Here is a 21,327-nt window from a genome sequence, read left to right as displayed (position 1 = left end):
GTTCAATGCTTTAAAATTGCATTATCTTTTCGTAGAAGATTAATTTGTTCCCACCAGTGGGTTTAATAATCCGATGTTTGTATTGAAATGGTAAAAGTGTTCCTTTTAATACCTTGGGGCTTGCCCTGAGGTAGTTTACTTAAAGAACTGTAAATTTGCAATAATAGAGTGTTCGTATTTAAGCGATTCTTTGGTGCTATGGGAGAATATTATAATTACATAAAGTCATTACATTTAATATTTGTAATAACCTGGTTTGCTGGGTTGTTTTACATTCCTAGACTTTTTATTTATCATATAGAAGCTTGGCAGAAAGAATCTCCTGAAAAGGAGATTCTGGCCAAGCAGTTAAAGTTAATGACCAAACGTTTGTGGTATATTATCACTTGGCCTTCTGCGGTGTTAAGTACCATTTTTGCAATTTGGCTATTAGTGTTAATGCCAGCGTGGTTGCAACAACCTTGGATGCATGTAAAACTAATTTTTGTGTTTTTACTTTTTGTATATCATTTTAAGAACCACCAAATATTTAAACAACTACAAAGAGATGAGATAAAATACAGTTCTAAGTTTATGCGAATCTGGAACGAAGGGGCAACACTTATTCTATTTGCAATAGTATTTTTGGTTATTCTAAAAAGTGCTTTTAATTGGATATTTGGCGTTATTGGTATTGTGGTTTTAGGTATTTTATTGATGTTGGGAATTAAGCTTTATAAAAGTATTCAAGATAAAAATCCAGAAGCTTAAGATTGGCTTAAAAATTGCAGTATTTGTTTTGTAAGCGTTTATCTATACTACGTTTTTAAGCTTAGGTAGAATCCGTATCTTTAAACATTAAATAAGGAACTGTTGCTAAAAAAATTCTCTCTTCGATCTCGGATTTTTGTCTCTATGATTTTACTGGTACTCATTGCTTCGGTTTTGATTGCGGGTATTACTATTTATCAATATAGAGAGCAATCTAAAGATTACCACCAAGTGCGTTTGGAGCGTAAAGAAGGACAAATTAAGCAGAGTATAAATTATACCCTGCAGAGAACTACCTACCCAGTTACAACCGAAAATTTAGGATATATTTTTAAAGAAGAAATTTATCAGATTGCCGATGTGCAAAATGTAAATTTTAATATTTATGATTTAGAAGGGGAATTGATTAAAAGCTCCCGGCCTAAGTTCGAGAAGGACTCTATTTCTAATTGTTTAGATGCTATAGTGCTAAATAATTTATCGAATTCTGTAGAAAAACGCTTTATAGAACAGAACTCTAGTGCTGGAGATAAATATCAGGCATCCTATACCTACATTACAGATTATCAATTTAAACCAATTGGTATTTTAAATTTACCTTATTTTGAAGATAATTCTTTAAATGACATGGAGCTTAAAGAGTTTTTAATGCGTCTAGGTGGGGTGTATTTGGTAATGCTTTTAATGGCGGTAAGCTTGGCTTATTTTATATCTAAATATATTACTAGGTCTCTAGAAACTATTTCGAACATGATTAGCCAGACGGATTTAACCAAAAGGAACAAAAAAATATTCATCGAAAATCCGGGAGAAGAAATGAAAAATTTAATTTCTTCATACAATGCCATGATTGATGAGTTAGAGCAAAGTGCGGTAAAACTAGCAAAGAGTGAAAGAGAGCAAGCTTGGAGAGAAATGGCAAAACAAGTAGCGCATGAGATAAAAAACCCGCTTACACCAATGCGATTAACAGTACAAAGTTTTGAGCGTAAGTTTAATCCAGAAGATCCGCAGATAAATGAAAAGTTAGAAGAGTATTCTAAAACCCTTATTCAGCAAATAGACACCATGAGTAGTATAGCTTCTGCGTTTTCTAATTTCGCAGAAATGCCAGCACAGCAGAACGAAACCTTGAATGTGGTTAAAATTGTAAAGTTAGCACTAGATATTTTCAATAAAGACTATATACATTTTATATCGGAAGAAGAAGAGATAATTGCTAAACTGGATCGTACGCAATTGATTAGGGTAATTACCAATTTGGTAAAGAATGCTATCCAAGCAGTACCAGAAGTTGCTTCTCCGAGAATATTAGTTTCTATGGCTAGTGAAGGCAATTTTGTAAAAATAATGGTTGCGGATAATGGTATAGGAATATCAGACGAGAACGCAGATAAAATATTTGAACCAAAATTCACCACAAAAACTAGTGGAATGGGGCTAGGGCTTGGCATGGTAAAAAATATAGTAGAAACCTATAGAGGAACTATTGATTTTACTTCACAACCAAGTAAAGGGACCGTTTTTACAGTAAAATTTCCTAAAGAGAATTAAAAATATAATATATGGATTTCAATACTATTTTAGTAGAAAAAGACCAATTTTTGGCAGAGGTAACCATTAATAGACCCACTAAATTAAATGCATTAAATAAAGAAACCATAAAAGAACTTCAACAAGTATTTAAAGCCTTAGAGAAGGATAAAAAGACCAAGGTTGTTATCTTAACTGGGAGTGGAGAAAAAGCCTTTGTTGCGGGAGCAGATATATCTGAATTTGCCAATTTTTCAGTAAAAAAAGGAGAAGCACTTGCAGAAAAGGGGCAAGAGTTACTTTTTAATTTTATAGAGAACATGAAAACCCCTGTTATTGCTGCGGTGAATGGATTTGCATTAGGAGGAGGATTAGAGTTGGCTATGGCTTGCCATTTTAGAGTAGCCAGTGACAATGCCAAAATGGGCTTGCCAGAAGTTTCTTTAGGGGTTATTCCAGGATATGGAGGAACGCAGCGATTACCACAATTAATAGGCAAGGGAAGATCCATGGAGCTTATAATGACTGCAGGGATGATAGATGCTCCTAAAGCATTGTCTTATGGGCTTGTTAATTACGTGGTTACGCAAGAGGAATTGCTGCCTTTGTGTAGAAAAATAGCAGGCAGAATAATAAATAATTCTTCTGTTGCAATTGGTCAGGCAATAAAAGCAGTAAATGCTGGTTTTAATACTACTCTAGATGGGTATGCTACCGAAATAAAAGCCTTTGGAAAATGTTTTGGAACCGCCGATTTTAGAGAAGGAACTACTGCTTTCTTAGAAAAGAGAAAGGCTAATTTTCCAGGAAAGTAAGACTACCCAAATACCTGCTTTATGATGTGTTTAAGAAATGTTTTTACGCTACTTTTTATTTGTATTTTTAGCTTGCTTAAAGCACAGGAAATACCTGTGAAATATAGTTTAGGGGAAAATTATAACGATAGGTATAAGTACTCTACGATTTTATCTATTGATGAGGATCAAAAAGGACAAACGGTAATCGTTAGGAAATACTATGGCGGTGTTCTTTTGCGTGCAAAAGGACATTATATAGAAATGTATGATGCCGATTTAAATCTAATTCAGGATTATAATTATAAGTATTCTGCTATGCATATGGTAGATGGCTTTATAAGAAACGGTCAGTTATATCTGTTAGAATTAAAATATAATACCAAAAAGGAGGCGTATGAATATGTAATTCATCAAACCCCATTAGATGATTTTAATTTTACAGAACGTACCATTCTGTCAATACCTTCTAAAGAGGTTCTTAATCCTTTAGCCACAAGTAAGTTTAATCAAAGTTTTAGCAATGGGTTTTCCACTGCGGTACATTTCAATGATAAAAAGAATGCTTTTGCTATAACAGTTCAGCATAGAGAAGGCAAGGAGAAGAAATATACGATGCATCTTTTTGGAACCGATTTAAAAAAACATATTACCTATGATTTTTCAGGGGCGACTACCGAAAAGAATTATGCTTTTGAGAATATAGAGGTAGCATCAGATTTTCAGGTGGTATATTTTTCTGGGAAAGCTTATTTTAAGAAAAGAAGATTCGATGCTAAAGAACGTAGATTCCAATACGAGGTGGTTCGAGTAACAAATAATGGACACCAGACACAGGAGTTTAATGATACTGGTAGATACCCCGAATCGCTAAAACCCATTCTAATAGATAATAACTTGGTTACTGTTGGTTTTTATTCCGATCGTAAGGATAATAGATATAACGGTTTATGTTATTATAAATTAAATGCCTCTTCTTTAGAAGTACAATCGAAAAAATACAATGCCTTTTCCGAACAATTCATGATAGATAAGTTTGGTAGAGAAGTAGATGCGAAGATTAAAAACTTAATTTTTAAAAGTATTCATGTTACCCAAGAAAAAGGGTTAATTTTTAGTGCGGAAGAGTATTTTGTAACCAAAGGTGTAGATGCCAATTCTAGTGGAACCCGTTTAGAAGTAGAGCGTTTTCATTACAATGATATCGTCTGTGCAAAGCTTAATGCACAAGGAGATATGGAATGGGCAAGAAATATTAATAAAGCAGAAGTTACCCAAGGAGATGCCGCTTATGCATCCTATACAGCGTATGGTAAGGGAGATACTATGTTCTTCTTTATTAATTCTGGCGAGAATCCACAAAAAATGAGCAAAAACAGGATTTTGTTTAAACAAGGGTATAGCCGTAACCCCAATCTTTTTGTAATTCAGGTAAAGCCAACAGGAGATTTATCTTATAAGAAATTGGTAGACGATAAGGATGTACGTTTGCCTATTATGGTTTCTAAACCTTTAGTAAGGAAAACAGATAATGATTTATTGTTCTATGCCAAAAGAGGCAGTAGAAAGCAGTTAGTAAAAGTAACTGTTAATTAAGATAATCAAATTGCTATAATAGGATTATTTCCATAATTTTGGAATAAATCCAATATATTGAAATCAAAAACCTACCTCAAAGGAAGAGGAGCACAAGAAAATAGAACTAATAAATTTTCCGAATATATTTACGAAACCAGAGATGACTTCCTAGAATTTTGTAGAATAGAAGGAGAGCTAGCGGATAAAAATAAGACGCAGTACCTGCCCATTTTTCCTAAAACGATAGTTAATAAAGTTGCCAGTCCAGATGTTGGAATGGCCTTTTCCATGAATCCTTATCAAGGGTGCGAGCATGGTTGTATTTATTGTTACGCCAGAAATACGCATGAGTTTTGGGGTTATAGTCCGGGCTTAGATTTTGAAAGGAAAATTTTAATTAAAAAAGATGCCCCTAAACTATTAGAGGCTAAATTAAAAAGTAAGCGTTGGTCTGCTAAAACTATAGTGCTTTCTGGTAATACAGATTGTTACCAACCAGCAGAAAAAGAGTTTGGTATTACAAAAGCGTGTTTAGAGGTGTTTTTAAAGTACAAGCACCCTGTAGGTATAATTACCAAAAATGCTTTGGTTTTACGCGATTTAGATATTCTAAAAGAGCTTGCTAAAGATAATTTAATAGCCGTTAATGTGTCTGTTACATCCCTATCCGAAGAAACCAGGCGGATTTTAGAACCCAGAACAGTAAGTATTAAAAAACGTTTGGAAACTATTAAAGTGCTTTCTGAAAATAATATTCCTGTAAACGCTATGTTAGCGCCTATTATTCCTGGAATTAATAGTCATGAAATTCTTAATTTAGCAAAAGCGGTTTCCGAAAATGGAGCATTATCTTTCTCTTTTACCGTAGTACGTTTAAATGGGGCTATTGGACAAATATTTACAGATTGGATTCGTAAAACGTTGCCAGATAAAGCAGAAAAAGTACTGCATCAAATAGAAGAATGCCATGGTGGAACTTTAAATGATAATCGTTTTGGGATTCGGTCTAAGGGAGAAGGGAAAATAGCAATACAGATTCATGATTTGATGCAGATTGCTAAAAAGAAGTATTTTAAAGGGAAAGCATTTCCAAAACTTAATACGAGCTTGCACGAGCAGTATAAGGACGGACAGATGAAATTGTTTTAAATAATAAGAGGTTCTCTAATAGGAGGTAAGGTTTTAAGTAAAACGCGTCTATTGGGGCAATAAATAAAATGACAGAATTAAAAGCATATGAAAGTAAGTATTTGGTCCGATATTAGATGTCCCTTTTGCTATATAGGAAAAAGGAAGTTTGAAGCAGCATTGGCTAAATTTCCGCATAAGGAAGAGATTATTATAGAGTGGAAAAGTTTTGAACTAGACCCAAACATAGAAACGCAGCCTAGCAGCGATTACACGGAATATTTTATGGAAAGCAAAGGAGTAGACCGGCAGAGGGCATTAGATATGTTCGAGAAGGTTACAGATATGGCGAGTGAAGTTGGACTTCATTTTAATGTAGAGAAGGCTGTAATTGCTAACTCACTAAATGCACACCGTTTGTTGCATTTTGCTAAACAAGAAGGTCTCGCAGATAGAGTAAAAGAAGCGATGCTAAAAGCACATTTAGAAGATGCAAAGAATATAGATGATTTAGATTTTTTATTGTCTTTAGCAACTGATTTAGGTTTAGAGGAAAATAAAGTGAAAGCTATGTTGGCTTCTGAAGATTTTTCTTATGAAGTAAGACAAGATGAAATGGAAGCTAGAAACTTAGGTATTAGCGGAGTTCCTTTCTTTGTATTAGATGGTAAATATGGGCTTTCTGGTGCACAACCAGAGGAAGTGTTTACGGAAGCCTTAGAGGATGCTTGGGACAAACAGGAACAACAAAAAATTACAATTTTAGATACGGGAGCAGAAAATTCTTGTGATTTGGATGGTAATTGTGAATAGGTTTTAGTACTAAAATATGGCAGCAAAATTTAATTTTGCTGCCATATTCATTCTGGATATTCTTTGTCTACCCTTTTGAAATTGGTGCTTATTCTAAAACTTAATCCAATAGATTGGGTGTTGTTAATTTTTAATTGTTCAAAATTTATTTTATTCATTGTAGGCCTAGCGTTAAATCCATTATAGATAAGATAGACACCCCACTTTTCTCTATTAGAAACGTTATGATTTGACTTAATTTCCAAACCAATTGCAAAAGACCAAAAATTAATTTTATCCTTATATGTTGTTATATTGTTATTTGTGTCAAAATTTTCGGCTGTAATTTTCCCCAAATGATATTTGGGGATAAAAACCCATCTTGATTTTTCTTCTTGGAGAATTAGTTTGGGACTAAAACCAAAGGCAAAACTGGTAAAGGGAATTTTAGAGTTTTCATGAGCTCCAAAGGTATAAGCAATTTCAATCTCTGGACATAGATATTTAAATGAAAATAATTCACTTCCTGCAGTTATTTTATGATTCACAGATGATTTTAAATCCGAATTATAAAACACAGAGTATTCTGCAAAAATTTCAGGACCAGAAACTTGACTAAAAACGAAGAAGGGTGAAGTTAAAATTAAGAGTAAATAAATATTTTTCATCCAAGAAGGCAAACAACAATTATGCCAATTCTCAACCTTTTCTGTACGTGTTTATTTCTCTATTCTTTGTGCTTTGTTTTTTATCTGTTTCTCACAAAATAATTTTGAAGCAACACATTCAAAATTTACTATTATCCTAATTTTTCTCTTAATACAGAGTCTAATTTTATTTTTTAAGACGAATATTACAAGCTAAATGCACAAAATTGGATGCCTTTTATATGCCTATTTTTTGAGTGTATTTAGAATACAATGAATCTTATTTAGCTTTCTTTAACCTCTTTTCTGCTTTTTTTTCTTTTGCAGTTTTAGCAGGTTCTTTTTTAACGTTTTTCTTTGAGTCTTTACCTTTTGACATGATTTTTTCTTTTATTTTCTTTAAATGTAAGCACAAATTATACACAACGTTTACTGTAGAGTGTTTTTTTTATTTGTTCTTTTCGTACAAATCAATATATTTTCTATCCAATTCTGGTGAATCCTTATATTTTAGTCTTAAGTCATCTAACTTCTTGCGTAGTTCAGTGACTGTGGCTGCATAAGATGGGTCGTTATAGACATTTGTCATTTCTTGTGGGTCTTTACTACGGTCATATAACTCCCATTCGTCTACATCGTAATAAAAGTGAACCAATTTATATTCCTTTGTTACAATAGCGTAGTGTCTTTTTACCATGTGTTCAGCAGGGTATTCATAGTAATGATAGTAAACTGCCTTACGATTCCATTCTGCCGTATTCCCTTTTAAAAGGGGAATTAAACTCTCGCCTTGCATATCACTTGGGATTTTAATTTGTGCAGCTTCTAAAAAGGTCTGGGCGAAATCTAGATTTTGAACCATCTCATCATTCGTAGTGCCAGGTGTAATCTCATTTGGCCAGCGAATCATCAATGGTGTTTTAAAAGACTCATCATATATAAAACGTTTATCAAACCAACCATGTTCTCCAAGGTAGAACCCTTGGTCCGAAGTATATATTACAATTGTATTTTCGGCCAGTCCGCTTTCATCCAAGTAATCTAGAACTCTACCAACATTATCATCTACCGAAGAAATACATCCAAGATAGTCTTGCATATAACGTTGATATTTCCACTTCATCTTTTGAGTATCATTCATAGTCGGCCAGTTGGCTTTAAACCAGTTATTTATAGAGTCTATTATAGGGTCGTACAATGCTCTTTGTTTGTCGTTGAATCTACTGTAGGCCGCTGTAAAACCATTGATTGGAGGCACATAGGGTTCTACTTTTCCCATTTCTTTAATTGTTTCTGGTCTTATTTTGGAGTCATGACCATATTTCATGTGCTGAAGTAAGTTCATTTCGGCAGACTTGGCTGCGGTACCTCTGTTAGAATAGTCATCAAAAAGAGAGGCTGGTTCAGGAAATGTTTTTTGTGTAAACTCCTTAAATTTTTCAGGGCTTGGCCACCATGGTCTATGAGGTGCTTTATGTAAATACATCATCATAAAGGGTTTCTCTTTATCTCTCTTTTGATCCAGCCAATGGATGGTTAAATCCGTAATAATATCGGTTACGTATCCTGTGATAGTGGTATCTCCTTTTGGGGTAATTAACTTAGGATTGATATAATTGCCCTGTCCAGGTAAAATCATAAAATCATCCACACCTTTTGGGTTATTACCAAAATGTAGTTTGCCATACATTGCCGTTTCATAACCTGCGTTTTTAAATAATTGGGGAAACGTCACTTGGGTGGTATCAAAAGGCATTCTATTGTCAATCTTCCCATTGATGTGAGTATGCTTTCCAGTGAGTATTGTAGCTCTTGATGGTGCGCAAATTGAATTGGTGACACAGGCATTGGTAAATAATATTCCTTCGTCAGAAATTCGATCAATATTTGGGGTTTTTATTAACTTGTCTGAGTAAGCGCTAATTGCTTGATACGCATGGTCATCAGACATAATAAATAGAATGTTGGGTCTTTTAGTGGGTTTCTTTAGACGTTCTTTTTCTTTAGAGTTTTTACATGAAGCACAGGCGAAGATTAAGATGGAGAAAGTTATTAAGTTTCTTGTACTGATTTTTTTTAACATTTTTTAATTCTCTTTAATAGTAGGTAATGTAATAGCTGTGGCAAGCACTGTAAACAGGAAAATATTCGTTTTCGTCTGCGCGTATCCAAAGCTGTTTGCTTTTATTTTTTTAAGACAACTCCCAACCTTTTCTATAGGTGCCTTTTACCCATTCGTTGGCTTTTTCATAATTGGTAACATTCATATTAGCACCATCCCACATAATTTTTCGTCTTCCAGGATATTGAAAAGGATCCCAATCTCCTATTTTTTTGCCTTCCTTGAGTTCTTTGTATTGAAAGGCTTTAATAGCTAAGTTACCCATAAGAACAGCTTCGGTTAAGGGCCCAGAGCGTTGAAAATCAGAAGAAGTTTTTGAGCCTGTTAAGCAACCTTCTACAAAATTAGGTATATGCCCGCCCATGCCGCCATCTATCCTTTTTAAATATGGTTTTGGAGGGTTCAGCATATCCATGGTTTTAGAAGGTAGTAACCTAGCGTTCTGCGAATAGGTATCGCAAACTAAAATGCCTCTTGTACCATAAAAAATGGAGCCACCGCCACTACTTCCTATGGTTTCGCCATCTTTAAGTTCATCGGGTAAATCTGGTAGAAGACCACCATCATACCAATTTAAAGCAATATCGCCATGTTCTGCGGTATTAAATTTTAAACGAACGATAGAAGAAGAAGGGCAAGATTGGTTATAATCTGCTTCTACAAAATCGCCTACCCAATTCGTGGTACAACTAGCTTCTGCTTCTGTTGGGTAGTCTAAATTTAGAACGCTAAAAGGAGTTTCCATAATATGACAACCCATATCTCCTAAAGCTCCAGTGCCAAAATCCCAAAAACCTCTCCATTTAAAGGGTAAATATGCTTTGTTGTAATTGCGCATAGCCGCTTTTCCTAACCATAAATTCCAATCTAATTCTTTTGGAATTTTATGCTTCTCTGTGGGTACTGGAACACCTTGTGGCCAAACGGGTCTGTTGGTCCAACAATCTACTTTATATACTTTACCTATAATTCCGGATTCAATCCATTCTTTTGCTTGTCTGCTACCTTTACTAGAAGCACCTTGGTTTCCCATTTGCGTAACAATACCATTTTCCTTAGCAACTTCAGTCATAATCCGCGCTTCATGAATGGTATGGGTTAAAGGTTTTTCTACATAAGCGTGTTTTTTAGCTCGCATAAATGGAAGAGCAATACTAGCATGCATATGGTCGGGTGTTGCAACCATAATAGCGTCTATATCTTTTAAGTGTTTATCGTAGACTGTTCTATAGTCTTTGTATTTTTTAGCATTAGGAAATTTATTATAACTATCGGCAGCACTGCGATCATCCACATCACATAAACTTACAAATTTTACTTTTTTTGTATTGTGGAGTCCTTCTATTACACCAGAACCTCTGCCGCCCACACCAAAAGCACCCATATAAAGGGTGTCACTTGGGGGAATATGTGTTTTTCCTAAAACAAAGCTTGGTATAATAGTAAAAGCAGCCGTTGCTTTTGTAGCATTCCTAATAAATTTTCTTCTTTGCATATTCCAGACTTTAGAGGATAATCTTAAATTTGCTCTTATTGCTTACCTTAAAAGAGAAAGAGGTGAAATAAGTTCAATGACTAGGAAGATACAAAAAAAGGAATAAGCTGAAAACTATTTTAGACGATTGCATTTTACTCGATAATCAAGATTTAAATGCTCCGAGGCTTGCCTTGAAATTTTAAGGTTGTTTTCCTACAAATGCCTCGTGGGCTTGCCTTTATTTTACTACAACATGCCATTCCATTCCGAGTAAAATTGACTGAGGTAATTTACCATAAATAGGTGTCTTTTTTCTGCAAGTTTCTTACCACTATTAGTATTCATTTGGTCTTTTAGTAAAAGTAATTTTTCGTAAAAATGATTAATAGTAGGAGCAGTAGATTTTTTGTATTCTTCTTTGGTCATTTCTAGATTAGGAAGAATATCTGGATTAAAGAGAGATCTGTTTTTGAATCCGCCATAATTAAAAGCTCTTGCAATACCAATTGCACCAATAGCATCTAAGCGGTCTGCATCTTGTACTACTTGTAATTCTAAAGAGTTAAATCTTTCTTTTTTAGGAGTGCCGTCCAAAGAAGATTTAAAAGATATATTCTCTATAATGGCTATGATATGATGTGTTATTTTTGGAGAGACCTTTTTGGAATGTAAAAAATCATTGGCTACTTTAGGGCCAATGCTCTCATCGCCATTATGGAATTTTGGATCTGCAATATCATGCAGTAAGGCCCCTAAAGAAACCACCAACATATCTACGTTTTCATTTTCTGCAATGCCCTTTGCATTTTTATATACACGTTCTATATGAAACCAATCGTGTCCGCCTTCGGCACCTTCCAGTGTTTTTTGTACAAAAGAAATAGTTTCTGCTATTAAGGTTTCATTATTCAAAATATATAATTCATTTAGGGTTAATGTGGGGTTTTAATCCGACTTAAAGGAATGTACTCCAGAGGATATTATCGCTTCTACTTTGGCAATTAAATCAGCTATATTGCCTTTAATTTCCATAGGTTCATGAACATCTAATGTAATGTAACTGCCGATTCCATTGGGGAATTTGCCATAACGCAACATTTTCCAAGAACCGTTTATACTTATTGGTACAATTAAAGCGGAAGGTGCTTTTTTTATTAGAATTTTAAGTCCCGTAGTTTGGAAAGGCTTTGGATGCCCAGTTCTACTGCGGGTACCTTCCGGGAATATAACAGCGCTGCGATTATGCTTTTCTATATAGGTTCCAAGTTTGGAAATTTCGGAAATCGCTTGTTTCCCGTCTTTTCTGTCAATAAGTACGGAGCCACCATGGTTTAAGTTATAGGATACACTTGGTATACCTTTTCCCAGTTCTTTCTTGCTAACAAATTTGGGATGGTGTTTTCGTAGCCACCAGCTTAAAGGAGAAATCTCGAACATACTTTGGTGATTAGATACAAATATTATAGGCCTGTCTGTTGGTATCTTATGCGGATTGTTAAAAGTATATGTAGTGCCTAAAATATGCATACAGCGAAGTAAGCATAGGTTAAAGTAATTAACACTTATGCCATGCGCTTTGTAACCAAAAAAATTAAAGCAAACCCATTGTATGGGATGAAAAATTAATAGTATAAGCGTAAAAAAGAAAGTACATACGGGTGTGAGTATATAAGCTATGATTTTCTTCATAGTGTAAAAATAAAAAACCGCTCTTTTTAAAAGAACGGTTTTTATAAAAATGTTTAAAATTATTTTTTAGCAAAACTCATTATAAGCCCCAGCTAAGTTTTCTGCAATCATTTCTGCAGGTCTTCCTTCGATATGATGACGTTCAATCATATGAACTAACTCTCCATTTTTAAAAAGAGCCATAGAAGGAGATGATGGAGGAAAAGGAATCATTAAATTCCTAGCCGCATTTACAGCGTCTGTATCTACTCCAGCAAAAACCGTAACCGTATGGTCTGGCTTTTTATCATTCTGTAAACTCATTTTTGCAGCAGGTCTGGCATTAGCAGCAGCACATCCGCAAACTGAATTTACAACAACTAAAGTAGTTCCTTCTTTTGCTATTGCACTTTCTACCTCTTGGGCAGTATATAATTCTTGAAAACCAGCAGATGCTAGGTCTTCTCTCATTGGTTTAACTAATTCCGCAGGATACATAATGTATTATTTTAATTAATAAAGGCAAAGATATACAATTTGTCGTACTTAGTTGATGTTCATTACTTTTCGTTAGGCTATATTTTTTGTAGTAATAGTATATCTTTGACAAAAAATTATTTGACTTATGATTAAATGGTTTGCTGCCATTTTGGGATATTCTTTTTTTCGATTTCCAGGGGCTATTTTAGGATTTCTTGTAGGTAGTTTTATAGATAATTTGAGTTCCGGAGGTGGAAGTGGAAATACAGTTTTTAGCGATATAACACGGCAAAAGGTATCGCCTGCTGATTTTGAGCTTAATTTACTTTCCCTTTGTTCCTTAGTAATTAAGGCAGATGGTAAAGTATCGCAAACGGAAATGGATTATGTGCGACAGTATTTTGTAAGTACCTATGGTAAGGAAAGAGCGAATGCTATTTTTAGAACTTTTAATGATATTAACAAGAAGAGCGAAATTTCTGCTCAGCGTATTTGTTCGTATTTAAACCAAAGAACTAGATATGAAGTGCGATTGCAATTATTGCATTTTCTATTTGGAATTGCACAAGCGGATGGGAATGTTAGTAACCAGGAAATAGATAAAATAAGCGAAATTGCACGTTACCTAAGGGTTGGAGCAAGAGATTTTGATAGCATAAAAGCTATGTTTGTAAAATCTGCGGATACAGCATATAAAATTTTAGAAATAGAAAAGTCTGCTACGGATGATGCGGTTAAAAAAGCATATAGAACCATGGCAAAAAAATACCACCCCGATAAGGTTATAACAGAAAACGAAGCCATTAAAAAAGGGGCAGAGGAAAAATTTAAACGCGTACAACAGGCATATGAAAATATCCAGAAAGAACGCGGAATTTAATAGATTTAGTTGCTAAATCAAAAAAACACACAGCAATATGGAGAATTTATGGTTTTACGTTCAATTAGGGTTCAATCATGTGCTAGATTTTTCTGCGTATGATCATATTCTTTTTTTAATCGCCTTAGCGCTTCCTTTTACTTTTAAAAACTGGAAAAATGTACTTTTACTAGCTACGGTCTTTACTATTGCACATTGTAGTTCTTTGGTTTTGTCTGTGTTTAAGGTCGTGGTAGTGGATGTTTACTTTATCGAATTTTTAATTCCAGTAACCATATTTGCTACGGCAGTTTTTAATTTGTTCTATTCTAAAGCAGGAAAGGAACAAAAAAGTATCTTTTTACATATTATAGCAACGCTATTTTTTGGATTAATACACGGGTTCGGTTTCTCTAATTACTTTAAGATGTTAATGGCAGAGGAAGAAGAAAAATTGGCGCCACTCTTTGGTTTTGCCTTAGGAATAGAGTTCTCTCAAGTTCTTATTGTATTGAGTATTTTAACAGTTGCTTTTGGTATACAATCTTGGGGTAATGTAAAACAGCAAAACTTTGTAGTAATAGGTTCTGTTATTGTTCTTTTAGTTACAATTCCTATGTTAATTAATACCTTTCCATGGTAAGCTTTGTTAATTATACCTTAATACGTTGTTGGTATTTTAGAAAGCAGGTATCTTAGTGGTTTGCCAATGAAAAAGATGTAAGTGGTTTTTTAGATGAAAGAAATAAAACAGAAAAAATACGACAAGGCTTATTTAAGAATGGCCAAGGAATGGGGACTTTTATCTAATTGCGAACGAAAGAAAGTAGGGGCGATTATTGTAAAAGATAGAATGATTATTTCCGATGGCTATAACGGTACTCCAACAGGATTTGATAATATCTGTGAAGATGAAGAAGGATATACAAAATGGTATGTTTTACATGCAGAGGCAAATGCAATTTCTAAGGTAGCTTCTTCTACACAATCTTGTAATGGAGCAACCTTATATATTACGTTATCTCCCTGTAAAGAATGTAGTAAACTAATACACCAATCGGGTATAAAACGGGTGGTTTATCAGGTTGCTTATAAAGATGATTCTGGACTTAAATTTTTAGAAAAAGCAGGCATAGATTTGGTGCATATGCCCAAAATATCTAACGAATAAGAATAGTAAATGAAACGAATTAACACCTATTTATGGCCAATAATTATTGCTGCGGCACTTGCTTTGGGAATATTCGTAGGCGGAAAATTGAGTTTTAATCATTCTCCAGAAAGACTTTTTACCACTAATTCTAAAAAAGACAAACTTAATAGACTTATTGATTATATAGACTACGAGTATGTAGACGATATTAACACGGATAGTATAGTCGATATTACAGTAAATAATATTTTAGAAAAGCTAGATCCCCATTCGGTATATATTCCTAGGGCAGAAATGGATAAGGTTTCTGAAAATATGAAAGGAGATTTTGTGGGTATTGGCATAAATTTTTACCCTTATAAAGACACTATAGCTGTTATACGTGCAATACCCCAAGGGCCAAGTTTTAAAAAAGGGATTAAGGCAGGGGATAGAATATTAATGGCAGATGAAGATACGTTGTACGGACAGAATCTTGCTAGTAATAATATTGTAAAAAAACTAAAGGGTAAGAAAGGGACTAAAGTAACTTTACAAGTATATCGTAAGGAAGAGGATAGGTTGTTTTCTGTAAGAGTTAAAAGAGATTTAGTGCCTATTAAAAGTGTGGTGGCTTTTTTTATGCTTACAGATGAAATGGGCTACATAAAAGTAAATCGTTTTGCAGAGTCTACGTTTAAAGAGTTTAAAATAGCTTTAAAGGAATTAAGGAAATTAGGAGCAAAGAAGCTAACGTTGGATTTACGAGATAACCCCGGAGGTTATTTGGGTATTGCCGAGGAAATGGCGGATGAGTTTTTAAAAGACGGAAAACTTATTCTATTTACAAAAAATAAAAAAGGGAAGGTTGAAAAAATATTTGCTACAGATAAAGGGGGGTTCGAAGATAAACCGGTATATGTGTTAATTAATGAAAGATCCGCATCTGCCAGTGAAATAATTGCTGGAGCGTTGCAAGATAATGATATTGGGACCATAGTAGGGCGCAGGTCTTTTGGTAAGGGGCTAGTGCAAAGAGAAATGGATTTAGGAGATGGTTCGGCAGTAAGACTTACAGTTTCTAGATATTATACACCAACAGGAAGAAGCATACAAAAAACCTATAAAAACGGACATAAAGATTATTATAAGAAGTTTACGGAACGTTATAATAATGGAGAATTAATGTCTGCGGATAGTATTAAAGTGGCAGATTCCTTAAAATTTAAAACGCCTAAAGGAAAGATTGTTTACGGTGGCGGGGGGATTATTCCCGATGTTTTTGTGCCAATTGGGTCCAATGAAGAAGAGGCCATAGAGAGTATGGATAGCTACGGGTTTTTATCTTATTTTGCTTTTGAGCATTTAGATGAGGACCGTAAGAGGTATGACTATTATACCCAAGAAGAGTTTATTAATGACTTTAGAGTAGACGATATACTTTTTCAGAATTTTGTGGAATATGCTATTGCCAGAAATTTAAAAATGAATTTCTATGATTTAGAAGATGGGATTAAACTTTATTTAAAAGCAGCATTGGCAGATCAGTTATATGGGCCTAATGTACATGCTAAAATAAAAAGTACAGAAGACCCTATGTTGAATAGAGTATTGCAATTGGATAACCCAACCTTAATACCGAACGTAGAAGAAGTAGATGCTCAAGAAGATAATTAATCTTCGTTAATTTTTCTTTGTATTTTTTTACTGGTATTAAAAACTAGTATTAATACAATGGCAACTAAAGAAGCCATAATGCCAATAAGAGCAATAATGCTATTCCCTTTAAACAAATTATTAAAATCTAATAGCGTAACATTGTAGGCAATTAATGCAACTGCCAATACAATTAAAATTATAGTCAGGATTTTATTCATTTCTTTATTTTTTTTCTAAAATAGTTGGTTAATGTTCGCTGCAAATAGTTTAACCGCTATAGCTAATAGTATAACTCCAAAAATTTTACGAATAACACTTATACCGTTTTTTCCTAAAATATGCTCTATTTTTTTTGAAGATTTTAATACTATGTATACAAAGATAATATTTACAACAATGGCAACAATTATATTCTCTACATGATATTCTGCGCGGAGAGATAATATAGATGTCATGGTTCCAGCACCTGCTATTAAAGGGAAAGCAATAGGTACAATAGAAGCGGTTTCGGGTACATCATCTTTGTATAATGTAATACCTAAAATCATCTCTAGAGCCATAAAAAATAAAATAAAGGCACCAGCGACAGCAAAAGAGTTTACATCAATACCAATAAGATTTAGTATTTCTTCTCCAATGAAAAGAAATGCAATCATAATACAAGCTGCAACAAGGGATGCTTTCTCAGATTGTATATGCCCTACTTTTGTTCGTAAGCCAATGATAATAGGGATACTGCCAATAATGTCTATTACAGCAAAAAGAATCATCCCTGAGGTAGCAATTTCCCGAAAATCAAAATTTAAAGTCATAACGTCTAATATTTTTTCAAATGTACGTTTATTCTCAATTTATAGATGTTATATTCTAGTTATAGAATATACAAGAAAACGTATCTTGCCGTTTTAATTTTGAGTATGTTTCAGATAGGGAAGACTTTAGTATCCGAAGAGATAATTGAAAATGATTTTGTTTGCAATCTAAATGCTTGTAAAGGGCAATGTTGTATAGATGGAGAGGCCGGGGCACCTGTTGCTGATGATGAAACCGAAATTATGGTAGATATTTACAGTAGGGTAAAACCATATTTAAGCCCGGAAGGAATAGAGGAAATTGAGAAGCAAGGAGCTTTTGTAAAAGGAGAAGATGGCGAATGGGAAACTCCTTTAGTGAACGGTAGTGCTTGTGCATATGTAATTTTTGATGATAAAAAAATTGCTAAATGCGGCATTGAGGAAGCATATAATGATGGAGTAATTGATTGGAAAAAACCTGTTTCTTGTCATTTATACCCAGTTAGGGTTCGTGAGTATACAGAACTCACCGCTGTTAATTATCATAAATGGGAAATATGCGATGCTGCTTGTGCTTTAGGAACAGAGTTACAAGTGCCTATTTATAAATTTGTAAAGGAATCTCTGGTGCGGAAATTTGGAGAAGAATGGTATGCCGAATTAGAAGAAGTAGCTAAAGAGTATGTTAAAAGGTAGGAATGTGCAGTATTACCTTGGTTCCTGTAGATTTTTTATTTTCATCAAATAAATCTAATATTTCTATATCAAAAGAGTTTTGGTAATCTTTAGAAAAATTAGTTAAGCGTTCTTTGGTGATATCGATGCCAATAGATTTTCTCTTTAAAACTTTATTCTTCTTAATTTTTTCAGCAGCGTCTCTCCCTATACCATTATCCACAATAGAGATGTCAATGAATCCATTTTTTCCGAGACTTGCAGTTAGGATTAGTTTTTTTTCTCCTTCTTTAGAGGATAGCCCATGCCAAATAGCATTTTCTAGAAATGGTTGAAGAATTAGAGATGGAATTTTCACAGTATGACTGTCAATATTGTCCTCGATAGAAATAGTATAATTAATCTCATTAGAAAAACGAATATTTTCAATGTTTAAATACAATTCCACGGTCTCTAGTTCCTCTGCAAGAGTTATTTCTTTTAAGGTAGAGGCTTCTAATATTTTGCGTACTAGTTTAGAGAATTTATTTAGATAGTAAACAGCATTTTTCTTCTCATTGTTAATAATGTATAGCTTAATTGAGTTTAAGGAGTTAAATAGAAAGTGTGGATTCATTTGGCTTCTTAGCATGGTTTGTTCAAGTGTAAGGAGCTTTTTTTCGTTTTTTAGTTGGTATTGCCGGTATAGAATAAAGAATATACCTGCTAAAAGAGCAAGTGCAATTCCGCTAATAAGTAAAGTAGTCTTGTTTTTTCTTAGTTTTAGTTTAACTATTTCATTTTCTTTGGCAAGTACTTCAATCTGGTTGCTTTTTTTCTCCGTATCGTACCTAATGATCATATCATTTACGTAGCGTAGATTTCTTATGTTGGATATTTCTTCATCAAATTTTTGAGCTGTTTTGTAGTAGTTCAAAGATTTTTTGTAATCGCCCTGTTTTTCATATAATTCAGATAGGTTGAGGTTGGCCTGTGAAATACTGCTTGGGAGATTATGTTTTTTTGCTAGTCTTAAACCTTCTAATATGTTCTTTTCGGCTTCGGAGTAAAGATTAATTTGCATTAGAGCCTTCCCTAAATTTATTTGTACTGCGGAAGTAATGTATTTATCCCCTAGGGATTTGGAGTCTGCTAGTGCGGGTTCTAATATGGCTAGAGCTTTATTTATTTTCTTCTGTTTTATAAAGATTTGGGCAATGCTATTTTTACATATAATACGACCCATATCACTATTTATTTTCTCATTATAAGCCAAAGAAGTAAGATAACTTTGTAGTGCCGCAGTTAAATCCTGTTTAGCTTCTTGGCATTCACCAATATTCTGATGATTAATTGCTATGCCTAATTCATTACCAAGGTCTTTTTCTAATAGCATAGACCTCTGAAATTGTTTTATGGCCAAATCATATTGCTCTAGAGTTTGGTAGATGTTGCCAATTCCGTTTAAAGAAACATTAATACTTCGCTTTAAACCGTCACTGGGATTTTCTACAGTTTCTGCCAATTCTAACGCTTCTTGACTATAGTCTAAAGCGGTTTTAATGGCATCCGTTCTACGGTAAACAACACTCAGCATGTTTAAGCTATACACCTTAAATTCTAAATTACTTTTGGTATGGGCTGCATTTAAGGCTTGGTTATGTAAAGAAATAGCCTTAGCAAATTGAGAATAGGCGCGGTATCTTCTACCGAGTTGGTTTAAGGCGTAAGATTGGCCGATTAAGTACTTTTGGTTTAATGCTCTATTTGCAAAAAAACGCATATAGATAGTATCTTTTCTTTTGCTTCTTAGAACCTTGTCTATTGCTTTGTATGTAATAGGAGCTTCTTTTATAAGGCTATCTGCTTTGTCTATAAAGGCAGATGAAATATTTTGGCTGGTGATAGAAACGCTAAAAAAAAGAACAAATACAATAAGGGCCTTTTTACTTTGGGAATAGAAAATATAGCATAGGATGCGAAAAAACGTAGGATTAATTATTTGCATATAATAAAACTATATTAAATCTAAGAAATCTGATTTTTTTTGTCGAGAAACAGGAATCTTGTGGTTAGGCTTTAGTATAACATACCCATCGGTTTTTAAAAATTCCTTTATTTTATTTAAGTTGATGATGTAGGAATTATGAATTCTAAAAAAAGTTTCATCAGGAAGAAGTTCATTCACTTCCTTAAGTTTTTTGGTCAGAACTAGTTTGCTGCCATCAGTTAAAAATATAGTGCTATAATTACCATCGGATTCTGCATAAAGTATTTCATCACTCTCTAAGAAAATAAGTTTACCGTCTGTATTTATAGTAATTTTTTTATGAATATGGTTGGCATTAAAATTTAAAAGAATTTTTTCTAGTTTGTTAGAGGTGTAATTGTTGTAGTTGAATTTTTTTATTTTACCAATAGTCTCTTTTAAATCATCTGAATCAATAGGCTTTAGTAAATAATCTATAGCTTCGTTTTTTAAAGCTTTAATGGCGTATTGATTATAGGCTGTTGTAATTACAACCGGAAAATTTTTGTTTTGTAGTTTCTGGATAAATTGAAACCCATCCATAGTAGGCATTTCAATATCTAAAAATAGACAATCTGGTGTGTTTTTTTCTAGATATTCTAGTGCTACAAAAGGATCAGTAAAAGAAGCTACTACATTAATTTCTTTACTAAAGTTAGTTAACTCCCAAGATAAACTCTGCAGGGCTTTAATTTCATCATCAACGATTACGGCTTCTAGCATAGAATTTTTAATATGTTTACATGGAAGTTAATCAAAAAAATAAATATCATGCCGCAATTTTTGAAAAGATGTGTTAATGGCTAAAATTACCGTATGAATAACAATATTCATAAAGAAATACGAGAATATAGGTTTGTATTCTTTGCAGGCTAAATGCGGGTGTCAATTATACACTTAAAGTTACCATTTATACATTTATACATTTGTTGTTATTCTCATTAATATAAATTTGAGTTATAGAAAAACGGATACGTTTCCTATTTAAGAGGAAACAGAATATTTGGACAAACTAAAAGAATAGAGAATGAAAAAGTGCTTAATTATGTTTGGGCTTTTACTTGCCTTGTTATTAGTTGCTGCATTTACAGAAGATATTGGTGCGATGGAATCTATGAAAGAAGATGTTGTTTTAAATGTTAATCTAGATCGTGTAGAGGTTCGTAAATAGGAAAACAACAATTCAATGAATGCGTCCATGTTGCGAATTTCTTTTTCAAACAAGATTATT

22 protein-coding genes are annotated in these 21,327 nt (G+C 33.6%); 12 read left to right on the top strand and 10 right to left on the bottom strand.

The features are described from left to right. Positions 1 to 198 precede the first annotated feature (198 nt). The 6 genes from QZZ51_RS10985 (at position 199) to QZZ51_RS10960 (ending at position 6,596) form a co-directional block, all read left to right on the top strand. Positions 199 to 750: a CopD family protein gene (locus QZZ51_RS10985; protein ID WP_291869541.1), complete on the top strand. Its 552-nt coding sequence runs from the start codon at positions 199 to 201 to the stop codon at positions 748 to 750. Positions 751 to 894: 144 nt separating this feature from the next. Next, positions 895 to 2,304, top strand: coding sequence for an ATP-binding protein (locus tag QZZ51_RS10980; RefSeq protein ID WP_291869539.1), 1,410 nt, complete (start codon positions 895 to 897; stop codon positions 2,302 to 2,304). Between the two features lie 11 nt (positions 2,305 to 2,315). Further along, positions 2,316 to 3,098 (top strand): enoyl-CoA hydratase-related protein, encoded by a 783-nt coding sequence (locus QZZ51_RS10975; protein ID WP_291869537.1) that lies wholly within the window; start codon positions 2,316 to 2,318, stop codon positions 3,096 to 3,098. 21 nt (positions 3,099 to 3,119) lie between these two features. Beyond that, on the top strand, positions 3,120 to 4,673 hold the full coding sequence (locus QZZ51_RS10970) for a hypothetical protein (protein ID WP_291869535.1): 1,554 nt from the start codon (positions 3,120 to 3,122) through the stop codon (positions 4,671 to 4,673). A gap of 57 nt (positions 4,674 to 4,730) precedes the next feature. Then, positions 4,731 to 5,804, top strand: a complete 1,074-nt coding sequence (locus QZZ51_RS10965) for a PA0069 family radical SAM protein (protein ID WP_291869534.1) — start codon at positions 4,731 to 4,733, stop codon at positions 5,802 to 5,804. 87 nt (positions 5,805 to 5,891) lie between these two features. Then, positions 5,892 to 6,596 carry a DsbA family oxidoreductase gene (locus QZZ51_RS10960; protein WP_291869532.1) on the top strand — a complete coding sequence of 235 codons (705 nt, stop codon included), beginning with the start codon at positions 5,892 to 5,894 and terminating at the stop codon, positions 6,594 to 6,596. Between the two features lie 47 nt (positions 6,597 to 6,643). Here QZZ51_RS10960 and QZZ51_RS10955 read toward each other — a convergent pair whose 3' ends face one another. The 6 genes from QZZ51_RS10955 to QZZ51_RS10930 form a co-directional block, all read right to left on the bottom strand. Then, the gene (locus tag QZZ51_RS10955) at positions 6,644 to 7,243 is read right to left on the bottom strand and encodes a hypothetical protein (RefSeq protein ID WP_291869530.1); all 600 of its coding nucleotides are present in this window, start codon (positions 7,241 to 7,243) and stop codon (positions 6,644 to 6,646) included. 427 nt (positions 7,244 to 7,670) lie between these two features. Then, positions 7,671 to 9,305, bottom strand: coding sequence for a sulfatase (locus tag QZZ51_RS10950; RefSeq protein WP_291869529.1), 1,635 nt, complete (start codon positions 9,303 to 9,305; stop codon positions 7,671 to 7,673). Positions 9,306 to 9,414: 109 nt separating this feature from the next. Further along, the gene (locus QZZ51_RS10945) at positions 9,415 to 10,839 is read right to left on the bottom strand and encodes a Gfo/Idh/MocA family oxidoreductase (RefSeq protein ID WP_291869527.1); all 1,425 of its coding nucleotides are present in this window, start codon (positions 10,837 to 10,839) and stop codon (positions 9,415 to 9,417) included. A gap of 228 nt (positions 10,840 to 11,067) precedes the next feature. Beyond that, the gene (locus QZZ51_RS10940; protein ID WP_291869525.1) at positions 11,068 to 11,733 is read right to left on the bottom strand and encodes an HD domain-containing protein; all 666 of its coding nucleotides are present in this window, start codon (positions 11,731 to 11,733) and stop codon (positions 11,068 to 11,070) included. A 33-nt stretch (positions 11,734 to 11,766) separates the two neighbouring features. Next, entirely contained in the window at positions 11,767 to 12,510 is a 744-nt protein-coding gene (locus QZZ51_RS10935) for a lysophospholipid acyltransferase family protein (RefSeq protein WP_291869523.1), read from the bottom strand. A 66-nt stretch (positions 12,511 to 12,576) separates the two neighbouring features. Beyond that, a complete protein-coding gene (locus tag QZZ51_RS10930) occupies positions 12,577 to 12,987 on the bottom strand; it encodes a BrxA/BrxB family bacilliredoxin (RefSeq protein ID WP_291869521.1) in 411 nt (136 codons plus the stop codon). A 127-nt stretch (positions 12,988 to 13,114) separates the two neighbouring features. On the opposite strand from QZZ51_RS10930, the gene QZZ51_RS10925 reads away from it, so the two are divergent. The 4 genes from QZZ51_RS10925 to QZZ51_RS10910 all read left to right on the top strand — a co-directional run bounded on the left by QZZ51_RS10925 (position 13,115) and on the right by QZZ51_RS10910 (position 16,637). Next, a complete protein-coding gene (locus tag QZZ51_RS10925) occupies positions 13,115 to 13,849 on the top strand; it encodes a TerB family tellurite resistance protein (protein WP_291869519.1) in 735 nt (244 codons plus the stop codon). A 37-nt stretch (positions 13,850 to 13,886) separates the two neighbouring features. After that, entirely contained in the window at positions 13,887 to 14,471 is a 585-nt protein-coding gene (locus tag QZZ51_RS10920; RefSeq protein ID WP_291869517.1) for a HupE/UreJ family protein, read from the top strand. Between the two features lie 93 nt (positions 14,472 to 14,564). Continuing rightward, positions 14,565 to 14,999 carry a dCMP deaminase family protein gene (locus QZZ51_RS10915; protein WP_291869515.1) on the top strand — a complete coding sequence of 145 codons (435 nt, stop codon included), beginning with the start codon at positions 14,565 to 14,567 and terminating at the stop codon, positions 14,997 to 14,999. Positions 15,000 to 15,008: 9 nt separating this feature from the next. After that, entirely contained in the window at positions 15,009 to 16,637 is a 1,629-nt protein-coding gene (locus QZZ51_RS10910; protein ID WP_291869513.1) for a S41 family peptidase, read from the top strand. On the opposite strand, the gene QZZ51_RS10905 is transcribed toward QZZ51_RS10910, so the two are convergent. Both QZZ51_RS10905 and QZZ51_RS10900 read right to left on the bottom strand, forming a co-directional pair. Then, positions 16,634 to 16,837: a hypothetical protein gene (locus QZZ51_RS10905; RefSeq protein WP_291869512.1), complete on the bottom strand. Its 204-nt coding sequence runs from the start codon at positions 16,835 to 16,837 to the stop codon at positions 16,634 to 16,636. The two genes, QZZ51_RS10910 and QZZ51_RS10905, sit on opposite strands and share 4 nt — an antisense overlap. Positions 16,838 to 16,852: 15 nt before the next feature. After that, positions 16,853 to 17,431, bottom strand: a complete 579-nt coding sequence (locus QZZ51_RS10900; protein WP_291869510.1) for a MarC family protein — start codon at positions 17,429 to 17,431, stop codon at positions 16,853 to 16,855. A 105-nt stretch (positions 17,432 to 17,536) separates the two neighbouring features. Between QZZ51_RS10900 and QZZ51_RS10895 the strand changes: the two genes are divergently transcribed. Further along, a complete protein-coding gene (locus QZZ51_RS10895) occupies positions 17,537 to 18,109 on the top strand; it encodes a DUF3109 family protein (protein WP_291869508.1) in 573 nt (190 codons plus the stop codon). On the opposite strand, the gene QZZ51_RS10890 is transcribed toward QZZ51_RS10895, so the two are convergent. Together QZZ51_RS10890 and QZZ51_RS10885 are read right to left on the bottom strand one after the other, a co-directional pair. Then, positions 18,099 to 20,075, bottom strand: a complete 1,977-nt coding sequence (locus tag QZZ51_RS10890; RefSeq protein ID WP_291869506.1) for a tetratricopeptide repeat protein — start codon at positions 20,073 to 20,075, stop codon at positions 18,099 to 18,101. The two genes, QZZ51_RS10895 and QZZ51_RS10890, sit on opposite strands and share 11 nt — an antisense overlap. Positions 20,076 to 20,084: 9 nt before the next feature. After that, positions 20,085 to 20,819: a LytTR family DNA-binding domain-containing protein gene (locus tag QZZ51_RS10885; protein ID WP_291869504.1), complete on the bottom strand. Its 735-nt coding sequence runs from the start codon at positions 20,817 to 20,819 to the stop codon at positions 20,085 to 20,087. A 304-nt stretch (positions 20,820 to 21,123) separates the two neighbouring features. Between QZZ51_RS10885 and QZZ51_RS10880 the strand changes: the two genes are divergently transcribed. Next, positions 21,124 to 21,267 carry a hypothetical protein gene (locus QZZ51_RS10880; RefSeq protein ID WP_291869502.1) on the top strand — a complete coding sequence of 48 codons (144 nt, stop codon included), beginning with the start codon at positions 21,124 to 21,126 and terminating at the stop codon, positions 21,265 to 21,267. The last annotated feature ends 60 nt before the right edge of the window (positions 21,268 to 21,327 follow it).

It is taken from the genome of Maribacter sp. (assembly GCF_016744255.1).
In the GTDB taxonomy this organism is placed as follows: Bacteria; Bacteroidota; Bacteroidia; order Flavobacteriales; family Flavobacteriaceae; genus Maribacter_B.
Note: the sequence above shows the minus strand (reverse complement) of the source record. Positions and strands in the feature narration are given on the sequence as shown.